16 protein-coding genes are annotated in these 16,612 nt (G+C 74.5%); 6 read left to right on the forward strand and 10 right to left on the reverse strand.

Annotation, left to right across the window (positions count from 1 at the left end; all coding sequences use genetic code 11):
- Positions 1 to 97: 97 nt before the first annotated feature.
- A complete protein-coding gene (locus AC1VL8_RS16640; RefSeq protein ID WP_483075936.1) occupies positions 98 to 895 on the forward strand; it encodes a transglutaminase-like domain-containing protein in 798 nt (265 codons plus the stop codon).
- A gap of 99 nt (positions 896 to 994) precedes the next feature.
- On the opposite strand, the gene AC1VL8_RS16645 is transcribed toward AC1VL8_RS16640, so the two are convergent.
- The 10 genes from AC1VL8_RS16645 to AC1VL8_RS16690 all read right to left on the reverse strand — a co-directional run bounded on the left by AC1VL8_RS16645 (position 995) and on the right by AC1VL8_RS16690 (position 10,395).
- Positions 995 to 1,765 (reverse strand): SDR family oxidoreductase, encoded by a 771-nt coding sequence (locus AC1VL8_RS16645; protein ID WP_483075937.1) that lies wholly within the window; start codon positions 1,763 to 1,765, stop codon positions 995 to 997.
- A 107-nt stretch (positions 1,766 to 1,872) separates the two neighbouring features.
- On the reverse strand, positions 1,873 to 3,189 hold the full coding sequence (locus tag AC1VL8_RS16650) for an aminotransferase class III-fold pyridoxal phosphate-dependent enzyme (protein ID WP_483075938.1): 1,317 nt from the start codon (positions 3,187 to 3,189) through the stop codon (positions 1,873 to 1,875).
- Positions 3,190 to 3,280: 91 nt separating this feature from the next.
- Positions 3,281 to 3,958, reverse strand: coding sequence for an ABC transporter substrate-binding protein (locus AC1VL8_RS16655; RefSeq protein ID WP_483075939.1), 678 nt, complete (start codon positions 3,956 to 3,958; stop codon positions 3,281 to 3,283).
- Complete coding sequence (locus tag AC1VL8_RS16660) at positions 3,937 to 4,437, reverse strand: ABC transporter substrate-binding protein (protein ID WP_483075940.1); 501 nt, start codon at positions 4,435 to 4,437, stop codon at positions 3,937 to 3,939. Before AC1VL8_RS16660 ends, AC1VL8_RS16655 begins: the two co-directional genes overlap by 22 nt.
- 122 nt (positions 4,438 to 4,559) lie before the next feature.
- A complete protein-coding gene (locus tag AC1VL8_RS16665; protein ID WP_483075941.1) occupies positions 4,560 to 5,330 on the reverse strand; it encodes an ABC transporter permease in 771 nt (256 codons plus the stop codon).
- A complete protein-coding gene (locus AC1VL8_RS16670) occupies positions 5,327 to 6,157 on the reverse strand; it encodes an ABC transporter ATP-binding protein (RefSeq protein WP_483075942.1) in 831 nt (276 codons plus the stop codon). The genes AC1VL8_RS16665 and AC1VL8_RS16670 overlap by 4 nt, the downstream gene beginning before the upstream one ends.
- Positions 6,154 to 7,038, reverse strand: a complete 885-nt coding sequence (locus AC1VL8_RS16675) for an ABC transporter permease (protein WP_483075943.1) — start codon at positions 7,036 to 7,038, stop codon at positions 6,154 to 6,156. The genes AC1VL8_RS16670 and AC1VL8_RS16675 overlap by 4 nt, the downstream gene beginning before the upstream one ends.
- Positions 7,035 to 8,066 (reverse strand): TIGR03842 family LLM class F420-dependent oxidoreductase, encoded by a 1,032-nt coding sequence (locus AC1VL8_RS16680; RefSeq protein ID WP_483075944.1) that lies wholly within the window; start codon positions 8,064 to 8,066, stop codon positions 7,035 to 7,037. Before AC1VL8_RS16680 ends, AC1VL8_RS16675 begins: the two co-directional genes overlap by 4 nt.
- A gap of 32 nt (positions 8,067 to 8,098) precedes the next feature.
- The gene (hydA, locus tag AC1VL8_RS16685; protein ID WP_483075945.1) at positions 8,099 to 9,550 is read right to left on the reverse strand and encodes a dihydropyrimidinase; all 1,452 of its coding nucleotides are present in this window, start codon (positions 9,548 to 9,550) and stop codon (positions 8,099 to 8,101) included.
- The gene (locus AC1VL8_RS16690; protein ID WP_147796250.1) at positions 9,547 to 10,395 is read right to left on the reverse strand and encodes a nitrilase-related carbon-nitrogen hydrolase; all 849 of its coding nucleotides are present in this window, start codon (positions 10,393 to 10,395) and stop codon (positions 9,547 to 9,549) included. Before AC1VL8_RS16690 ends, hydA begins: the two co-directional genes overlap by 4 nt.
- 198 nt (positions 10,396 to 10,593) lie before the next feature.
- Here AC1VL8_RS16690 and AC1VL8_RS16695 point away from each other — a divergent pair, with 198 nt between their 5' ends.
- From AC1VL8_RS16695 to cofD, 5 genes are all read left to right on the forward strand, one after another.
- Complete coding sequence (locus AC1VL8_RS16695; protein ID WP_483075946.1) at positions 10,594 to 11,997, forward strand: aminotransferase-like domain-containing protein; 1,404 nt, start codon at positions 10,594 to 10,596, stop codon at positions 11,995 to 11,997.
- Between the two features lie 640 nt (positions 11,998 to 12,637).
- Positions 12,638 to 13,714, forward strand: a complete 1,077-nt coding sequence (locus AC1VL8_RS16700; protein ID WP_483075947.1) for a putative F420-0 ABC transporter substrate-binding protein — start codon at positions 12,638 to 12,640, stop codon at positions 13,712 to 13,714.
- Positions 13,715 to 13,724: 10 nt separating this feature from the next.
- Positions 13,725 to 14,807 carry a putative F420-0 ABC transporter permease subunit gene (locus AC1VL8_RS16705; protein ID WP_483075948.1) on the forward strand — a complete coding sequence of 361 codons (1,083 nt, stop codon included), beginning with the start codon at positions 13,725 to 13,727 and terminating at the stop codon, positions 14,805 to 14,807.
- A complete protein-coding gene (locus AC1VL8_RS16710) occupies positions 14,798 to 15,598 on the forward strand; it encodes a putative F420-0 ABC transporter ATP-binding protein (RefSeq protein ID WP_483075949.1) in 801 nt (266 codons plus the stop codon). Before AC1VL8_RS16705 ends, AC1VL8_RS16710 begins: the two co-directional genes overlap by 10 nt.
- Positions 15,595 to 16,608, forward strand: coding sequence for a 2-phospho-L-lactate transferase (gene cofD, locus AC1VL8_RS16715; RefSeq protein WP_483075950.1), 1,014 nt, complete (start codon positions 15,595 to 15,597; stop codon positions 16,606 to 16,608). Before AC1VL8_RS16710 ends, cofD begins: the two co-directional genes overlap by 4 nt.
- Positions 16,609 to 16,612 lie beyond the last annotated feature (4 nt).

The following is a 16,612-nucleotide window of genomic DNA, read 5'->3' on the forward strand; positions in this document are numbered from 1 at the left end:
TGGCGCCCGCGCGCGCCGGGGAGGACACTGTGCTCGCCCGGCTCCGCGCGGGCGCCGCGGCGTCGCGGCCCTCCCCCGTCCGAGGAGCCCCACCTCCGTGCTGCGTACCGTCACCTCGCACCTGTCGATGCAGGTCCACGCCCGCGCCGACCTGGTCCTGGCCGTCACGGTCGCGCGGGGCGCGTACGACGTCACCGAGACGTTGTCGGTCACCCGCGACGGCGCACCGGTCGCGGTCCGGGAGATCGCGGGGCCGCACGGGACCCGGCTGCACCGGTTCGACTGCGACCCCGGCCAGGTCGAGGTCGGCTACCGCGCCGTGGTCACCGGCCGGGACTCCGCGCCCGTGGTCGAGGAGGTCGACGTCGTCGAGTACCTGCGGCCCAGCCGGTACGCGGACTCGGACAGGCTGCTGGCGTTCGCGGGCGACCAGTTCCGCGGGCTGCGGGACCGGGCGCTGGTCGACGCGGTCGTCGACTGGGTGCACGGCCACGTCGGCTACCTGTCGGGGTCGAGCCTGCCGACCGACGGCGCCACCGACACCCTGCTGAAGCGGCGCGGGGTGTGCCGCGACTTCGCGCACCTGGTGATCGCGCTGCTCCGGGCCCGCGACGTGCCCGCCCGGCTGGCCGCGGTGTACGCGCCGGGGCTGACGCCGATGGACTTCCACGCGGTGGTCGAGGCGCACGTCGAGGGCGGCTGGCACGTCGTGGACGCGACCCGGCTGGCCCCGCGGCCGTCGCTGCTGCGGATCGCGACCGGCCGGGACGCGACCGACACGGCGTTCCTGTCCACCTACCGCGGCGAGGTCACCCTGCGCACCCTCCAGGTGACTGCCACGGTCGACGGCCCCCTCCCCCAGGACGACGGCACCCCCCTGCTCGCGCTGGGCTGACCCCGCGAGGGCGTACGCGACACCGCGAGGGCGTACTCCACGGCGTACGCCCTCGCGGTGTCGAGTGCGCCCTCGGTGGGCTGCGGCAGCCCGCCGGGGTCAGGGGCGGCGGGCGATCTGGGTGTTGCTGACCTGCGCGCGGGGGCGGACCACCAGGGTGTCGATGTTGACGTGGTGCGGGCGGGTCAGGGCGAACGCGATGACGTCCGCGACGTCGTCGGCGACCAGCGGCTCGTAGCCCTCGTAGATCGTCGCCGCGCGGGCCGCGTCCCCGCCGAACCGGACCAGCGAGAACTCCTCGGTCGCGACGTTGCCGGGGGCGATGTCGATCACCCGGACGGGCTCGCCGATCAGCTCCAGGCGCAGGGTCGTGGTGAGCATCCGCTCGGCGTGCTTGACGCCGGTGTACCCGGCGCCGCCCTCGTAGGGGGCGATCGACGCGGTCGACGTGACGACCAGGACGTCCCCGCGGCCGCTGGCCTTCAGCGCCGGGAGCAGCGCCTTCGTGATCCGCAGCGTGCCGAGCACGTTGAGCTCGTACATCCGCCGCCAGCCGTCGACGTCGGCGTCCTCGACCCGGTCGAGCCCGAGCGCGCCGCCCGCGTTGTTGACCAGCGACGTCAGCCCGCCGGTGGCCTCGACGTGCGCGACCAGGCGGGCGACGTCGTCGTCGACGGTGAGGTCGGCGGCGAACGCCTCCGCACCGGTCTCGGCGGCCAGCGCCTCGAGGCGGTCCGCGCGGCGCGCGACGGCGACCACGTCCCAGCCCTCGGCGCGCAGCCGGCGGACCGTCGCGGCGCCGATCCCGCTGGACGCGCCGGTGACGACGGCGCGGGGCGTGGTGGGCGTGCTGGCGGGGGTCTCGGACATGCGGGGGTCCTTCCGGACGTCGGGTGGTGGCCTGGGTCGACCCTACGACCGGTCGGGGGCCGGGGGCGTCGGGGGCGCGGGTCGTCGGGGTGGTCGGGGACGCGGGGTCAGAGGGTGGCGTCGAGGTCCGTGAGCACCGCGTCGTACGCGGCGAGCGCCGTCGCGACCTGCGCGTCGGTGACGACGCACGGCGGCACGACGTGGATCCGGTTGTCCTGCACGAACGGCAGCAGCCCGCGGTCGAGCAGCCCGGACTTCACCGCGGCCATCCCGGCGGCGGGGACGGGGGTGCGGGCCTCCCGGTCGGTGACGAGCTCGAGCGCCCAGAACACGCCGGTCCCCCGCACCTCGCCGACCGACGGGTGGGCGTCCGCGAGCGCCGCGAGCCCGGGGCCGAGGACGTCGGCGCCGACGCGCGCGGCGTTCTCGACGATCTTCTCGTCCTCCATCGCCTCGATCGTGGCGACGACGGCGGCCATCGCGAGCGGGTGCCCGGAGTACGTGAGCCCGCCGGGGAACACCCGGTCGTCGAAGTGCGCGGCGACCGCGTCGGAGATCAGCACGCCGCCGGCGGGGACGTAGCCGGAGTTCACGCCCTTGGCGAAGGTGATGAGGTCGGGCACGACGTCGTGCTGGTCGAGCGCGAACCAGGAGCCGGTGCGGCCGAACCCGGCCATCACCTCGTCGAGGACCAGCAGGACGCCGTACCGGTCCGCGATGGCGCGCAGCCCGGCGAGGTACCCCGGGGGCGGCACCAGCACGCCGCCGGTGCCGACGACGGTCTCGACCAGGATCGCGGCGACCGAGGACGCGCCCTCGGCGACCAGCACCCGCTCGAGGTGGTGCAGCGCGCGCTCGCACTCCTGCTCGGGCGTCGTCGCCCAGAACTCGGAGCGGTACAGGTAGGGGCCGAACACGTGCACGTGACCGCGGGCGTACTCGTTGGGCACACGGCGCCAGTCGCCGGTCGCGACGACGGCCGCGCCGGTGTTGCCGTGGTACGAGCGGTAGAACGACAGCACCTTGTCCCGGCCCGTGACGAGGCGCGCCATCCGGATCGCGTTCTCGTTGGCGTCGGCGCCGCCGTTGGTGAAGAACACCTTCGAGAACCCGGCGGGCGCGTGCCGCAGGATCGCCTCGGCCGCGCGGCCGCGGGGCAGGACCGCGTGCTGGGGGGCCACCGTCGTCAGCGTCGAGGCCTGCGCGGCGATGGCCGCGGTGACCCGGGGGTGCTGGTGGCCGATGTTGGTGTTGACGAGCTGGCTGCTGAAGTCGAGCAGGGTCCGCCCGTCGCCGAGCGTCACCTCGCACCCCGCGGCGTCGCGCACGACGAGCGGCGCGAGCGCCCCCTGGGCGGACCAGGAGTGGAACACGTGGGCGCGGTCGAGCTCGAGGGCGAGCGCGCCGTCGGCGTCGAGGGTCATGGGCAGGCCTTCCGGTGGGCGAGGTGCGGGTGCGAGGTGCGGGCGGCCCGGGCCGGGGGTGGCGGCACCCCCGGCCCGGGCGGTCGGTGGGTCAGTTCCCGCCGGGCTGGAGCTCGACGGTGAGGGGCGCGAAGTCCGCACCCTCGACGTCGACGCCCTCGGCCGTGAGCTCGTCCAGCGCCTGCTGCACGTACTCGTTGGTGTAGGCCGTCTCCGGCGGGTCGGCCGTGATGATCGTCGCGCCGGTCTCGTTGGACGTGGCCTTGGCCATCTCGACGGTGGCGTCCCACGCGGCGTCGTCGATCGTCCCGATGCCGCCGCTGGTGGACGGCCAGATGAGCTTGTTGACCTCGTTCGTCATCCACAGCTGGTGGCTGGTGCCGAGCGTCGAGCCGGCGGCCGTGACGATGTCCGCGGCCTCCTGCGCGTTGTCCCGGGCGTAGATCCAGCCCTGCAGGGACGCCTTGATGAACGCGACGGTGGTCTCGGCGTACTCCGGGTCGTCGGCGAGCCGGCCGGCGTCCGCCCAGATGGCGTCCTGGAGCATGGCCGTGCCCTCGTCGTTCCAGTCGATGACCGAGAAGTCCTCGGGCTGGTAGAGCTCGCCGGTCTCGGGGTTCTCGGTCTCGAGCAGCTGGGCGTACTCGTTGTAGGTCATCGCCTGGGCGGCGTCGATGTCCCCCGCGAGGAACGCGTTCATGTCGAACGCCTGCTGGACGATGCTGAAGTCCTCGACGCCCGCCTTGTTCAGGCCCGCGAACAGCTCCACTCGTTGCCGTAGCCCCAGGAGCCGATCGACTTGCCCTCGAGGTCCGCGACGGAGTCGATGCCGGCGTCCGCGAACGACACCTGCAGCGTGGCGGACCGCTCGAAGATCTGCGCGACGTTCGTGATGTCGGCGCCCTGCTCGATGGAGCCGAGCACCTTGGGCACCCACGCGATCGCGTAGTCGACCTCGCCGTTCGCGAGCGCGTCCTGCGGGACGATGTCGCCGCCGGACGGGATGATCTCGACGTCCAGGCCCGCGTCCTCGTAGAACCCCTGGTCCAGGGCGGCGTAGTAGCCGGAGAACTGCGCCTGGGTGAGCCACTGCAGCTGCAGCTTGACGGGGGTGAGCCCGTCGGAGCCCGCCGCGCTGGTCTCGTCCCCCGCGGCCGTGTCGTCGGAGCCGCCGCAGCCCGCGAGCGCGAGCGCCGCGACGAGCCCGAGCGTGCCGATGCCGATCCGGGTGCGCCTGCTGTTCCTCATGTCGTCCCCTTCCGTCCTGCTTCCGGGTGGTGCGCTGCACGTGCGTGCCCGCCTGGCGCCGTCGGCAGGTGGGGTGGGTCGACCCGCGGGACCCCCGCCGCGGGACGTCTGGTGGGGCCGGCTCAGGTCGGCCGGGCCCCGCGGCTGCCGCGTCGCTCGAGGGCGAGGGTCGCGCCGTAGAACACGAGCCCGACGACCACGCCACCGAGGACGTACGCCCACGCGCGGGCGTAGTTGCTGCCCGCCGCGGCCGTGGTGATGAACGACCCGATGCCGGAGCGCGGCCCGCCGAAGTACTCGGCGACGATCGCGGAGATGACCGCGAGCGAGGACGCGAGCCGCAGACCGGTGAACACGAACGGCAGCGCGGTCGGGATCGTGACGGCCCGGACCGCCTGGCGGGGTGTCGCGGCGTACGCCCGCATCAGGTCGCGGTGCACGGGGCGGACCTGGCGCAGCCCCCGGAGGGTCGTGACGAAGACCGGCACGGCGACGGCGATCGCGACGACGATCTGCCGCCCCGTCTCCACCGACGCGCCGTACATCGTGTAGAGCACCGGGGCGAGCGCCACGATCGGCACCACCGCGAGCCCCGCGACCACCGGCGACAGCAGCGCGTCGACGACCCGCGCGGCCGAGGCCAGCACCGCCGCGGCGATGGCGACCACGGCCCCCACCACCAGACCGACCAGGGCGTTCGTCCCGGTGACCAGCGCGGCCGACGCGATGGTGGGCGCGAACGCGACGAGCTCGCGGACGATGTCGACCGGGCTCGGCAGCAGGAACGCCGGCACGTCGCCGAGCGTCACGACCGCCTGCCACGCCGCGAGGAGCGCGAGGAGCAGGACGACCGGCGCCGCCCGGTGCCCGACCCGGGCGAAGCGCCCGGTCACCGCGTCTCCACCCCGCGGGCCGGGACCGCGCCCGACCCGCCGTGCAGGGCCTCGCGGACGGCGGTCACCGCACCGAAGTACGCCTCGTCCTCGCGCAGCCCGTCGCCGCGCTCCCCCGACCGGCCGAGGCCGACGTCGACGATCCCCGCGATCCGCCCGGGCCGGGCGGACATCACCACGACGCGGTCGGACAGGAACACCGCCTCGGGGATGGAGTGCGTGACGAACACGACCGCCGCCTGCGTCTCCGCGCAGATCCGCACCAGCTCGGACTGCAGCCGCTCCCGGGTCATCTCGTCGAGCGCGCCGAACGGCTCGTCCATCAGCAGCAAGCTGGGCCGCTCCGCGAGCGCCCGGGCGATGGCGACGCGCTGCTGCATGCCCCCCGAGAGCTGGTCCGGGTAGTGGTCGGCGAAGTCGGTCAGGCCGACGAGGGCGAGCATCTCGTCGGCGCGCTGCCGACGGCCCGCGCGCCCGACGCCGTGCAGGGACAGCGGCAGCTCGATGTTGCCGCGGACGGTGCGCCAGGGCAGCAGCCCGGCCTGCTGGAACGCGATGCCGTAGTCGTGGCCGAGCCGCGCCTGCTCGGCGGACCGGCCGAAGACGTCGATCGTGCCGCTGGTGGGCCGGTCCAGGTCTGCGACCAGCCGCAGCAGCGTGGACTTGCCGCACCCGGAGGGGCCGATCAGCGAGACGAACTCGCCGGCGCCGACCGTGAGGTCCACGGACTCCAGCGCGGTGACGGCCCGCTCGCCGGCGCCGAACACCCGGCCGACGCCGGTGACCTGGACGGCCGCCGCCGTCGTCGAGGGCGCCGGGGTGCTCAAGCGGTCACCTCCGCGCGGCGGTACCGGCGCAGGCCGGTGCCCAGCAGGGCGACGGCCCCGGAGGCGACCAGGCCCAGCAGCACGGCACCGAAGATCGGCGCCCACGGCTTGGCGGGGTCGCTGCTGGCGAAGTTGGCGAACTCGAGGATCATGCGTCCGATACCTCCGGGCATCCCGGTCGAGACCTCCGCGACGACGACACCGAGCACGGCGCTCGTGGCCGCCAGGCGGAGGGCGGGCAGCAGGTGCGGCACGCTGGCCGGCAGCCGCAGGTGGATGAGGGTCTGGGTCCAGGACGCCGCGTAGCCGTCGAACAGCTCGCGGTGCAGGGTGTCGGGCGACTGCAGGCCGCGCAGCGCGCCCACGGCGACGGGGAAGAACGCCAGGTACGACGCGATCACCGCCACCGACATCCAGGGCTCCCAGGTGAAGCCGAGCTCCAGCTTGCTGCCCCAGCCCTTGACCAGCGGGGCGAGCGCGATCAGCGGGACGGTCTGGCTGAGGACGACGAGCGGCAGCACCGCGGACTCCGCGACCCGGAACCGGCTCATCAGCAGCGCCAGCACGAACCCGACCACCACCCCGATCACCCAGGACACGGCGGCGATCCGCAGGCTGGTGCCACCGGCCCGCAGCACGGCGAGCCACAGCGGGTCCGCGTTGGGCTGCGCGGTCAGCGGGTCGCCGAGCCGGGCGACCATCTCCCAGACGTGCGGCATCGCCAGGTCGGTCGTCCGCGGCAGCAGCCGCAGCTCCCCGACGCTCCAGCCGTCGTCGGGGACGACCGCCTTCACGAGCTCCCACAGGGCGGCGAGCAGGACGAGGGCCGCGAGGCCGAGGCCCGCCGGGCGCAGCACCCGCAGCACCCGGGCGGACGTCATGCGGTGGCCACGACGTGCTCGGCCATCGCCGGGATGATCCGCTCGCCGTACAGCCGCAGGGTCTCCTCCTTGTTGTCGTGCTGGAGGTACCCGGCGAACTGGGTGACGCCGAGGTCGCGCAGGGCCTCGAGCTTCTCGACGTGCTCGCGAGGGCTGCCGAGCAGGCAGAACCGCTCGACGATCTCGTCCGGGACGAACTGGGTGTGCGAGTTCCCCGCGCGGCCGTGCTCGTTGTAGTCGTAGCCCTGCCGGCCGGCGATGTAGTCGGTCAGCGCCTTGGGCACCTGCGACCCCTGGCCGTACTTGGCGACGATGTCGGCGACGTGGTTGCCGACCATGCCGCCGAACCAGCGGCACTGCTCGCGCATGTGCGCCCGCGCCGCCGGGGAGTCGCCGTCCCCGACGTACATCGGGGCGGCGACGCAGAACTTCACGGCGTCCGGGTCCCGTCCGGCGGCCTCGGCGGCGTCCCGCACGGTGCGGATCATCCAGGACGCGACGTCGGGGTCGGCGCACTGCAGGATGAACCCGTCGCCGACCTCGCCGGTCAGCTTCAGGGCCAGCGGGCCGTACGCGGCGACCCACATCTCCAGCTCCGAGCCCTTCGACCACGGGAACTGCACGGTGCGGCCGTTCAGCTCGACCGCCCGGGAGTTCGCCAGCTCGCGGATGACGTGGATCGACTCGCGCAGCGTCGCGAGGTTGGACGGCTTGCCGGCCAGGGTCCGCACCGCGGAGTCCCCGCGGCCGATGCCGCAGACCGTGCGGTTGCCGTACATCTCGTTGAGCGTCGCGAACGACGAGGCGAGCACGGTCCAGTCCCGGGTGGCCGGGTTGGTCACCATCGGGCCGACCTTGACCTTGCGGGTCGCGGCCAGGATCTGCGAGAACACGACGAACGGCTCCTGCCAGAGCAGGTGCGAGTCGAAGGTCCACACGTAGTCGAACCCGTGGGTCTCCGCCTGGCGGGCCAGGTCGACCACGCGCGACGCGGGCGGGTCGTTCTGCATGACGACGCCGAACTCCATGCCGGGTCTCCTCTCGGTCTCGGGGGCGGGTGTCAGATGAGGTACTGCGACAGGCCGCGCTTGACGTACTGCCCGTGGCCGGCGCGGCCGTGGAACGCGCCGCCGTCGACGACCACCGAGCCGCGGGACAGCACCGTGTCGACGTGGCCGTCGACCTCGAAGCCCTCCCAGGCGGAGTAGTCCATCCGCATGTGGTGGGTCTTCCCGACGCCGATCGACGTGTGCCCGTCCGGGTCGTAGATGACGACGTCCGCGTCGGCGCCGGGCGCGAGCACGCCCTTCTTGCCGTACATGCCGAACATCCGCGCGGGCGTGGTGCAGCAGATCTCCACCCAGCGCTCCAGGCTGATCTCGCCGGTGACGACGCCCTGGTACAGCAGGTCCATCCGGTGCTCGACGGAGCCGATGCCGTTGGGGATCTTCGAGAAGTCCCCGACGCCCATCTCCTTCTGGTCCTTCATGCAGAACGGGCAGTGGTCGGTCGACACCAGCTGCAGGTCGTTCGTGCGCAGGCTGTTCCACATCTGGTGCTGGTGGCCCTCGTGCTTGGACCGCAGCGGCGTCGAGCACACGTACTTCGCGCCCTCGAACTCGCCCCACTCCTGCCCGGTGGCCCCGAGGTGGTCCTCGAGCGACAGGTACAGGTACTGCGGGCAGGTCTCGCCGAACACGTTCTGGCCGCGGTCGCGCGCCTGGGCGATCTGCTCGGCCGCCTGCTTCGCGGACACGTGCACGATGTACAGCGGCGCACCCGTCAGGTCGGCGAGCATGATCGCGCGGTGGGTGGCCTCCTCCTCCGCCTGCCACGGGCGGGAGACGCCGTGGTAGTACGGGGAGGTCTCGCCGCGGGCGACGTGCTGCTGCACGAGGGTGTCGATGACCGACCCGTTCTCCGCGTGCATCATGATCATCGCGCCGTTGTCGGACGCCTTCTGCATGGCCCGCAGGATCTGCCCGTCGTCCGACAGGAACACGCCCTTGTAGGCCATGAACAGCTTGAAGCTGGTGACGCCCTCGGCGATCAGCTCGTCCATCGCGTGCAGCGACGAGTCCTGCACGTCCGACAGGATCTGGTGGAACGCGTAGTCGACGGCGCACTGCCCCGCGGCCTTCGCCTGCCACAGCGCGAACTGGTCGACCGGGTTCTCGTGCGGGTACTGCACCACGAAGTCGACGATCGTCGTCGTCCCGCCCCACGCCGCCGCGGTCGTCCCCGACTCGAACGTGTCCGAGGCGAACGTGCCGCCGAACGGCATCTCCATGTGGGTGTGCGCGTCGATGCCGCCCGGGATGACGTACTTCCCGGTCGCGTCGATCACGCGGTCGACCGTGGCGCTCAGGTCCACGCCCAGGGCCGTCGACCCGGGCTGGAGCAGGGCGACGATGGTCTCGCCGTCGATCAGCACGTCCGCCGCGCCGCGCCCGGTGGCGTTGACGACGGTGCCGCCGGTGATGAGGGTCTTCAACGGTCGCCCCCCGCTCACGGCGCCACGATGGGCCCGTAGGCGTCCGGGCGGCGGTCGCGGAAGAACTGCCAGCGCTCGCGGGTCGTGCGGATGACGTCCAGGTCGAGGTCGCGGATCAGCAGCTGGTTCTCGGACGTCGAGCCGACCTCGCCGACGTAGTTGCCGTCCGGTCCGACCGCGTAGGACGAGCCGTAGAAGTTCACCGCCTCGTCGCCGTACTCGTTGTCCTCGAGCCCGACGCGGTTGTTCGCGATGACGTAGTAGCCGTTCGCGATGGCCGCCGCCGGCTGCTCGACCTCCCACAGCTTGTTCGAGATGCCCGGGGCCGTGGCGTTCGGGTTGAACACGATCTCCGCGCCGTTCAGCGCGAGCACCCGCCAGCCCTCCGGGAAGTGCCGGTCGTAGCAGATGTTCACGCCGATCTTCCCGACCGCGGTCTCGAACACCGGGTACCCCTGGTTGCCGGGACGGAAGTAGAACTTCTCCCAGAACTTCGGCAGGTGCGGGATGTGGTGCTTGCGGTACGTGCCGAGCAGGGTGCCGTCCGCGTCGATGACCGCCGCGGTGTTGTAGAGCACGCCCGGCTGGTCCTCCTCGTAGATCGGCAGCACGATCACGATGCCGAGCTCCTTGGCCAGCGCCGAGAACCGGTCGGTGGTCGGGCCGGGCACGGTCTCGGCGTACTCGTAGTACTTCGTGTCCTGCGTGATGCCGAAGTACGGGCCGTAGAACAGCTCCTGGAACCCGATGACCTGCGCGCCCTCGGCGGCGGCCTTCCGGGTCCAGTCCTCGTGCAGCTGGATCATCGACTCCTTGTCGCCCGTCCAGGTGGCCTGGGTGAACGCGACACGCACGACTGACATGGAGGACCTCCGCGGTTCGAGGGGCTGACCACCGGGGCGCCGGACCCCGGTGAGGAATGTGACTCTGGGGGTTGAACATTTCTGCGGCGTTTCTGCCGGTTTCGGCGGCGAGAACGCGCGTGTCGGCGCTGTAAACACTTCGGCGCCGGCGGTCGCGGCGGTCGGTGCGGCCCTGCGGCGCCCGGCACGATGGCCGGCATGGACGTGGCCCAGCACGTGGAGGACCGCAGTCCTCGGGGGATCGCCGCCGCCGTGTCGCGCCTCGTGCGCAGCGGCGAGCTGCAGCCCGGCGACCGCCTGCCCACGGTCCGGCGGCTCGCCGCCGACCTCGGTGTCAGCCCCGCGACCGTCAGCGGCGCGTGGCAGGCTCTGGCCGCCGTCGGGCTCGTCACCTCGCGCGGGCGCGCCGGGACGGTGGTGCTGCCCGAGCCCGCGTCGTGGCTGCCGCCCCGGTACCGGGACATGGCCGCCGGCGGCCGCGTCGACGCCGTCCCCGAGCCCGCGGCCGCACCCCCGCGCCCCGCGTCCCGGCTGGACCTGTCGACCGGCACGCCCGACCCCGAGCTGCTGCCCCCGCTGCAGCGCGCCCTCGGCCGGATCGCCGCCCGCACCCCCGCCGCCGGGACCGGCACCTACCTCGGCGCACCGGTCATCGAGCCCCTGGAGCGGCTGCTGCGCGCGTCCTGGCCGTTCACGCCCCAACGCGTCACCGTCGTCGACGGCGCGGTCGACGCGATGAGCCGCACCCTGGAGCAGCTCGCCGGGTTCGGGGGGCGCGTCATCGTCGAGGACCCCTCGTTCCCGCCGATCTTCGACCTGTGCGACCAGCTCGGCCTCGAGCGGGTGCCCGTCCCGCTCGACCGGCACGGGATGCGCCCCGACGCCCTCGAGGCCGCGCTGCGGACCGGCGCCGAGGTGGTGGTGCTGCAACCCCGCGCGCACAACCCCACCGGCGTCAGCATGACCTCCACCCGCGCCCGCGAGATCGCCGCCGTCATCCGCCGGCACCTCGCGGCCGACCCCGCCGCCGACGTGCACGTCGTCGAGGACGACCACTCCGGGGAGATCGCGTCCTCCGCGGACGTCTCGCTCGGCAGCCACCTGCCCGACCGGGTGGTGCACGTGCGGTCCTACTCCAAGTCCCACGGCCCCGACCTGCGGATCGCGGCCGTCGGCGGGCCGGCCGCCGTGCTGGACCGGGTGATCGCGCGCCGGATGCTCGGCCCCGGCTGGACCAGCAGGCTGCTGCAGCACCTGCTCGCGGACCTGCTCGTCGACGGCGAGGCCCTGGCCGCGGTCGCCCAGGCCCGGCGGATCTACTACGCCCGGCAGCGCGCGCTCAGCACCGCCCTCGCCGAGCACGGCGTCGTGGTCCAGCCCGGCGACGGGATCAACGTGTGGGTCCCGGTCGCCGACGAGGCCACCGCCCTCGTCCGGCTGGAGGCCGCCGGGATCCGCGTCGCCCGCGGCCGCCCGTTCCGCGCCGTCCCGCCCCCGGACGCCGGCGCGGGCCACGTCCGCGTCACCGTCGGCGCCCTGTCCGGCGGCCCCGCCGAGGTCGCCCGCGTCGCCCACGCCCTCGCCCGCGCCGCGACCCCCTGACCCCGCACCCTGCACCCGCACCCGCGCACCCGCACCCGCCCTCCCGCACCCCCTGCCCGCGCCCACCCCGCGCGCACACCCCACCCCCCGCACCCCACCCCCGACGAGAGGTCACGACACGCTGGCCCGGGCCCTCCCGAACCCGCGTGTCGTGACCTCTCGTCGTCGGGGCGATGCGAGCAGACCTCCGCGACAGCCCCCGCCCGCCCCGCCCCACCCGCCTCGTCCCGACTACCGCGGACCCTCCGCCCGCACCCGACGAGAGGTCACGACACGCTGAACGGGAGCCCGCCGAACCCGCGTGTCGTGACCTCTCGTCGATTCGGGGAGTCAGGGGGGGCGGGGCCTGGATGGCAGGGCCGCAGCGGGGGCCGCGGGCGGGGCGCCACGGGGCGGGCGTAGGGTGAGCGGTGGACCAGGCCGGATGTGGCCTGGACGTCGCCGCCCGCGCATGGGCGGCGCAGCCACCGGGCGCGACGTGCACCCCCTCCCCTCCGGCCCGCCGCCGCGGACGTCCTCGTCCCGGGCGGGCACCCCAGCCGTCCACCGTCGGACCGCGGCGTCCGACGGGCGCGCGGCCGCACCGACCCGGGACACCGCCGCGCGGCGCCCCGGGTCGCACCCGTCAGGAGCCCCCACCGTGCGCAGCACCACCAGCACCCGCAGCACCAGCACCCGCAGCACCAGCACCCGCCCCCGTGCGTCCCGCGTCCGTCGCCTCGCCCTCGCCGTCCCCGCCGCGCTGACGGTCGCCGCGCTGGCGGCCTGCGGGGGCGCAGCCGCGGACCAGCCCACCGCGAGCACCCCCTCCGACGGCGCCCCGAGCACGACCGCGGCCGCCTTCACGCCGGTCACCGTCGACAACTGCGGCACCGAGGTCACCGTCGACAGCCCGCCGGAGCGGGTCGTCGCGATCAAGTCGACGTCGATCGAGATGCTGCTCGCCCTCGGGCTGGAGGACCGCCTGGTCGGCACGGCGTTCGCCGACGGCCCGGTGCCGGGCGCCTACGCCGAGGCGTACGACGCCGTCCCGGTGCTGTCGGACAAGGTCCCCGGCCAGGAGGCGCTGCTCGAGGCGCAGCCCGACTTCGTCTACGCGGGCTGGGAGTCGAACTTCTCCGACGACGGCGCCGGCGAGCGGTCCGCGCTGCAGGGCCTGGGCATCGGCACGTACGTGTCCCCCGCCGCGTGCAAGGAGGACGGGTACATGCCCGACCCCCTGACGTTCGACGGCCTGTTCGACGAGATCCGCGAGATCGGCTCGATCATGGGCGTCGAGGACCGTGCCGAGGCGGTCGTCGCCGAGCAGCAGGACCTCCTGGACGGCGTCGAGCCCCCGGCCGAGGAGACCACCGCGCTCTGGTACTCGTCCGGGACCGACACGCCGTACGTCGGGGCGGGCATCGGCGCGCCGCAGATGATGCTGGACGCCGCCGGGCTGACCAACATCTTCGCGGACGTGCACGACACCTGGACGTCGGCCGGCTGGGAGCAGGTCGTCGCCGCGGACCCCGACGTGATCGTCCTGGTCGACGCGACCTGGAACACCGCCGACAGCAAGATCGCGCTGCTCGAGGGCAACCCGGCGCCCGCGCAGCTGACCGCGGTCAAGGAGCACCGGTACCTGACCGTGCCGTTCCCGGCCGCGGAGGCCGGGGTCCGCAACGCCGAGGCGGTCGTCAGCCTGTCCGAGCAGCTCGCCGCGCTGGACGGCTGACCCACCGCCGATGACCAGCACCCCGCCCCGCACCGCGGCCGCTCCCGCGGCGACCCGCACGCCGTGGCGCCCGCCCCTGCTGCCGACCCTGGTCGTGGGCGTGCTGCTGCTGGTCGCCACGGTGCTGGTCACCGTGACGATCGGACCGGCGGACATCGCGGTCGCGGACGTCGCGCGGAGCATCGCGGGGCACCTGGGTCTGGGCCCGGTGGCCGGCGCGGACGGCGGGGTGCCGGTGCTGACGGACGCGATCGTGTGGGAGCTGCGGCTGCCGCGGGTGCTCACGGGGGCGGCCGTCGGCGCGGGGCTGGCCCTGGCCGGTGCGGTCATGCAGAGCCTCACCCGCAACCCGCTCGCCGACCCGTACCTGCTGGGGCTGTCGTCGGGGGCGTCCCTGGGGGCGGTCGCGGTGCTGGTCCTGGGCGTCGGGCTGCTGCTGCCGGTGGCGGCGTTCGCCGGGGCGCTGGCCGCCCTGGTCGCCACGCTGAGCCTCGCGCGGGTCGGCGGCGTGCTGACCCCGGGCCGCGCGGTGCTCGGGGGGCTCGCGGTGTCGCAGCTCGCGGCGGCGGGGACGTCGTTCGTCATCTTCTGGTCCGCGACCGGCGACTCCTACCGGGAGATCCTCAACTGGCTCCTGGGTTCGCTCGCCGGCTCGACGTGGCAGTCGGTGGCGATCGCCGGGGTCGCGCTGCTCGTGGTCGGCACAGTGCTGGTCGGGTCCGCGGTGCGGCTGGACGCGTTCGCGTTCGGGGACACCGCGGCCGCCGCGCTCGGCATCGACGTGGACCGGACGCGCTGGGTGCTGATGACCCTCGTCGCGCTGCTCACGGGGGCGATGGTCGCGGTCAGCGGGTCGATCGGGTTCGTCGGCCTGGTGCTGCCGCACGCGGTCTCGGCGCTCACCGGGCCCGCGCACCGGCGGCTGCTGCCCGTCGCGGCGGTGGTCGGGGCGATCTTCCTGGTGTGGGCCGACACCGGCGCGCGGACGGTCTTCGACCCGCGCGAGCTGCCCGTCGGCATCGTCACCGCGCTGATCGGCGTCCCGGTGTTCGCGGTGCTGCTACGTCGCGGGAGGGGCAGCGCGTGGACCTGACGATCTCCGGCGTCGGCACCCGGCTCGGCGGCCGGTGGGTGGTCGACGGCGTCGACGCGACTCCCCCGTCCGGGGCGCTGACCGGCCTGCTCGGCCCGAACGGCGCGGGCAAGACCACCCTGCTGCGGCTGGTCGCGGGTCTGCTCGACCCCGAGGCCGGTGCGGTGCTGGTCGACGACGTCCCCGTGCACACCGTGCCCCGCCGCGAGCGCGCGCGCCGGATCGCCCTGCTGGAGCAGGAGTCGACCTCCACCGTCCCGCTGACCGTGCGCGAGGTCGTCGCGCTGGGCCGCATCCCCTACCGGACCCTGTGGGGCACGGACACCGCCGAGGCCGCGGCCGTCGACCGCGCGCTGGCCTCCGCCGACGCGACGCACCTGGCCGACCGGCCGTGGGCCGCGCTGTCCGGCGGCGAGCGGCAGCGCGTCCACATCGCCCGTGCGCTCGCCCAGGAGCCGGACCTGCTGCTGCTGGACGAGCCGACCAACCACCTCGACGTCAGCGCCCAGCTGTCGCTGCTGGCGTTCGTCCGCGACCTCGGCCGCACGACCGTCGCCGCGCTGCACGACCTCAACCTCGCGGCGGCGTACTGCGCGCACGTGCTGGTGCTCGCCGAGGGCCGGCTGGTCGCGGCCGGCGACCCGCGCGAGGTCCTGACCGCCGACCTGGTGCGGGCCGTCTACGGCGTCGACGCCGAGGTCCTGACCCACCCGCGCACGGGCCGGCCGGTGATCGCGTTCGGCGACCCCGGTCCGGTGCCCGCGCTCGTCCCCGTCGAAGGAGCACCGTGAAGATCACCGTCCTGTCCGGCGGCGTCGGCGGCGCCCGGTTCACCCGCGGCCTGCTGGCCCTGCTGCGCGACCGGCTGCCCGACGGGCGCGGCGGCACGACCGCCGAGGTCACGGTCGTCGCGAACACCGGCGACGACATGTGGCTGCACGGCGTCCGCGTCTGCCCGGACCTCGACACGCTGATGTACACGCTCGGCGGCGCCGTCCACGAGGACCAGGGCTGGGGCCGCCGCGACGAGTCCAGCCGGGTCAGCGCGGACCTCGCCGCGTACGACGTCGGCTGGGAGTGGTTCACGCTCGGCGACCTGGACCTCGCCACCCACCTGGCCCGGACGCAGTGGCTGCACGAGGGGCTGACGCTGTCGGAGGCGACCGAGCGCCTGACGCGCCGCTGGGACCTCGCCGCGCAGGGCGTCCGGCTGCTGCCGATGTCCGACCAGCCCGTCGAGACCCACGTGGTCGTCGACGACCCCGAGCGCCTGATCCACTTCGAGGAGTGGTGGGTCCGGCACCGCGCGGCGCTGCCCGCGCGCCGGTTCGAGCAGGTCGGGCTGGCCACCGCGTCGGCGGCGCCCGGGGTGCTCGACGCGCTCACCGACGCCGACGTCGTGGTGCTCCCGCCGTCCAACCCGGTGGTGTCGGTCGGGACGGTCCTCGCAGTGCCCGGCGTCCGTGCGGCGCTGGCCTCGACCTCCGCGGCCGTCGTCGGGGTGTCCCCGATCGTGGGCGGCGCGCCCGTGCGCGGGATGGCCGCCGAGTGCCTGGCGACGATCGGCGTCGACGCCACCGCCGAGGCGGTCGCCCGGCACTACGGCCTGCGCGGCGACCGCACGCGCCCCGCCGACGCACCCGGGGTGCTCGACGCGTGGCTGGTGGACACGGTCGACGCCGACGCGGCGACGGCGCTGGCGGCGGACGGCTGGCGCGCGGCGGCGACGGGCACGCTGATGCACGACGTCCCCGAGACGGCCCGGATCGCGGCGGCGGCGCTGGCGCTCGTCGGGCGCTGACCCC

This window comes from Cellulomonas sp. KU4C (assembly GCF_056868065.1).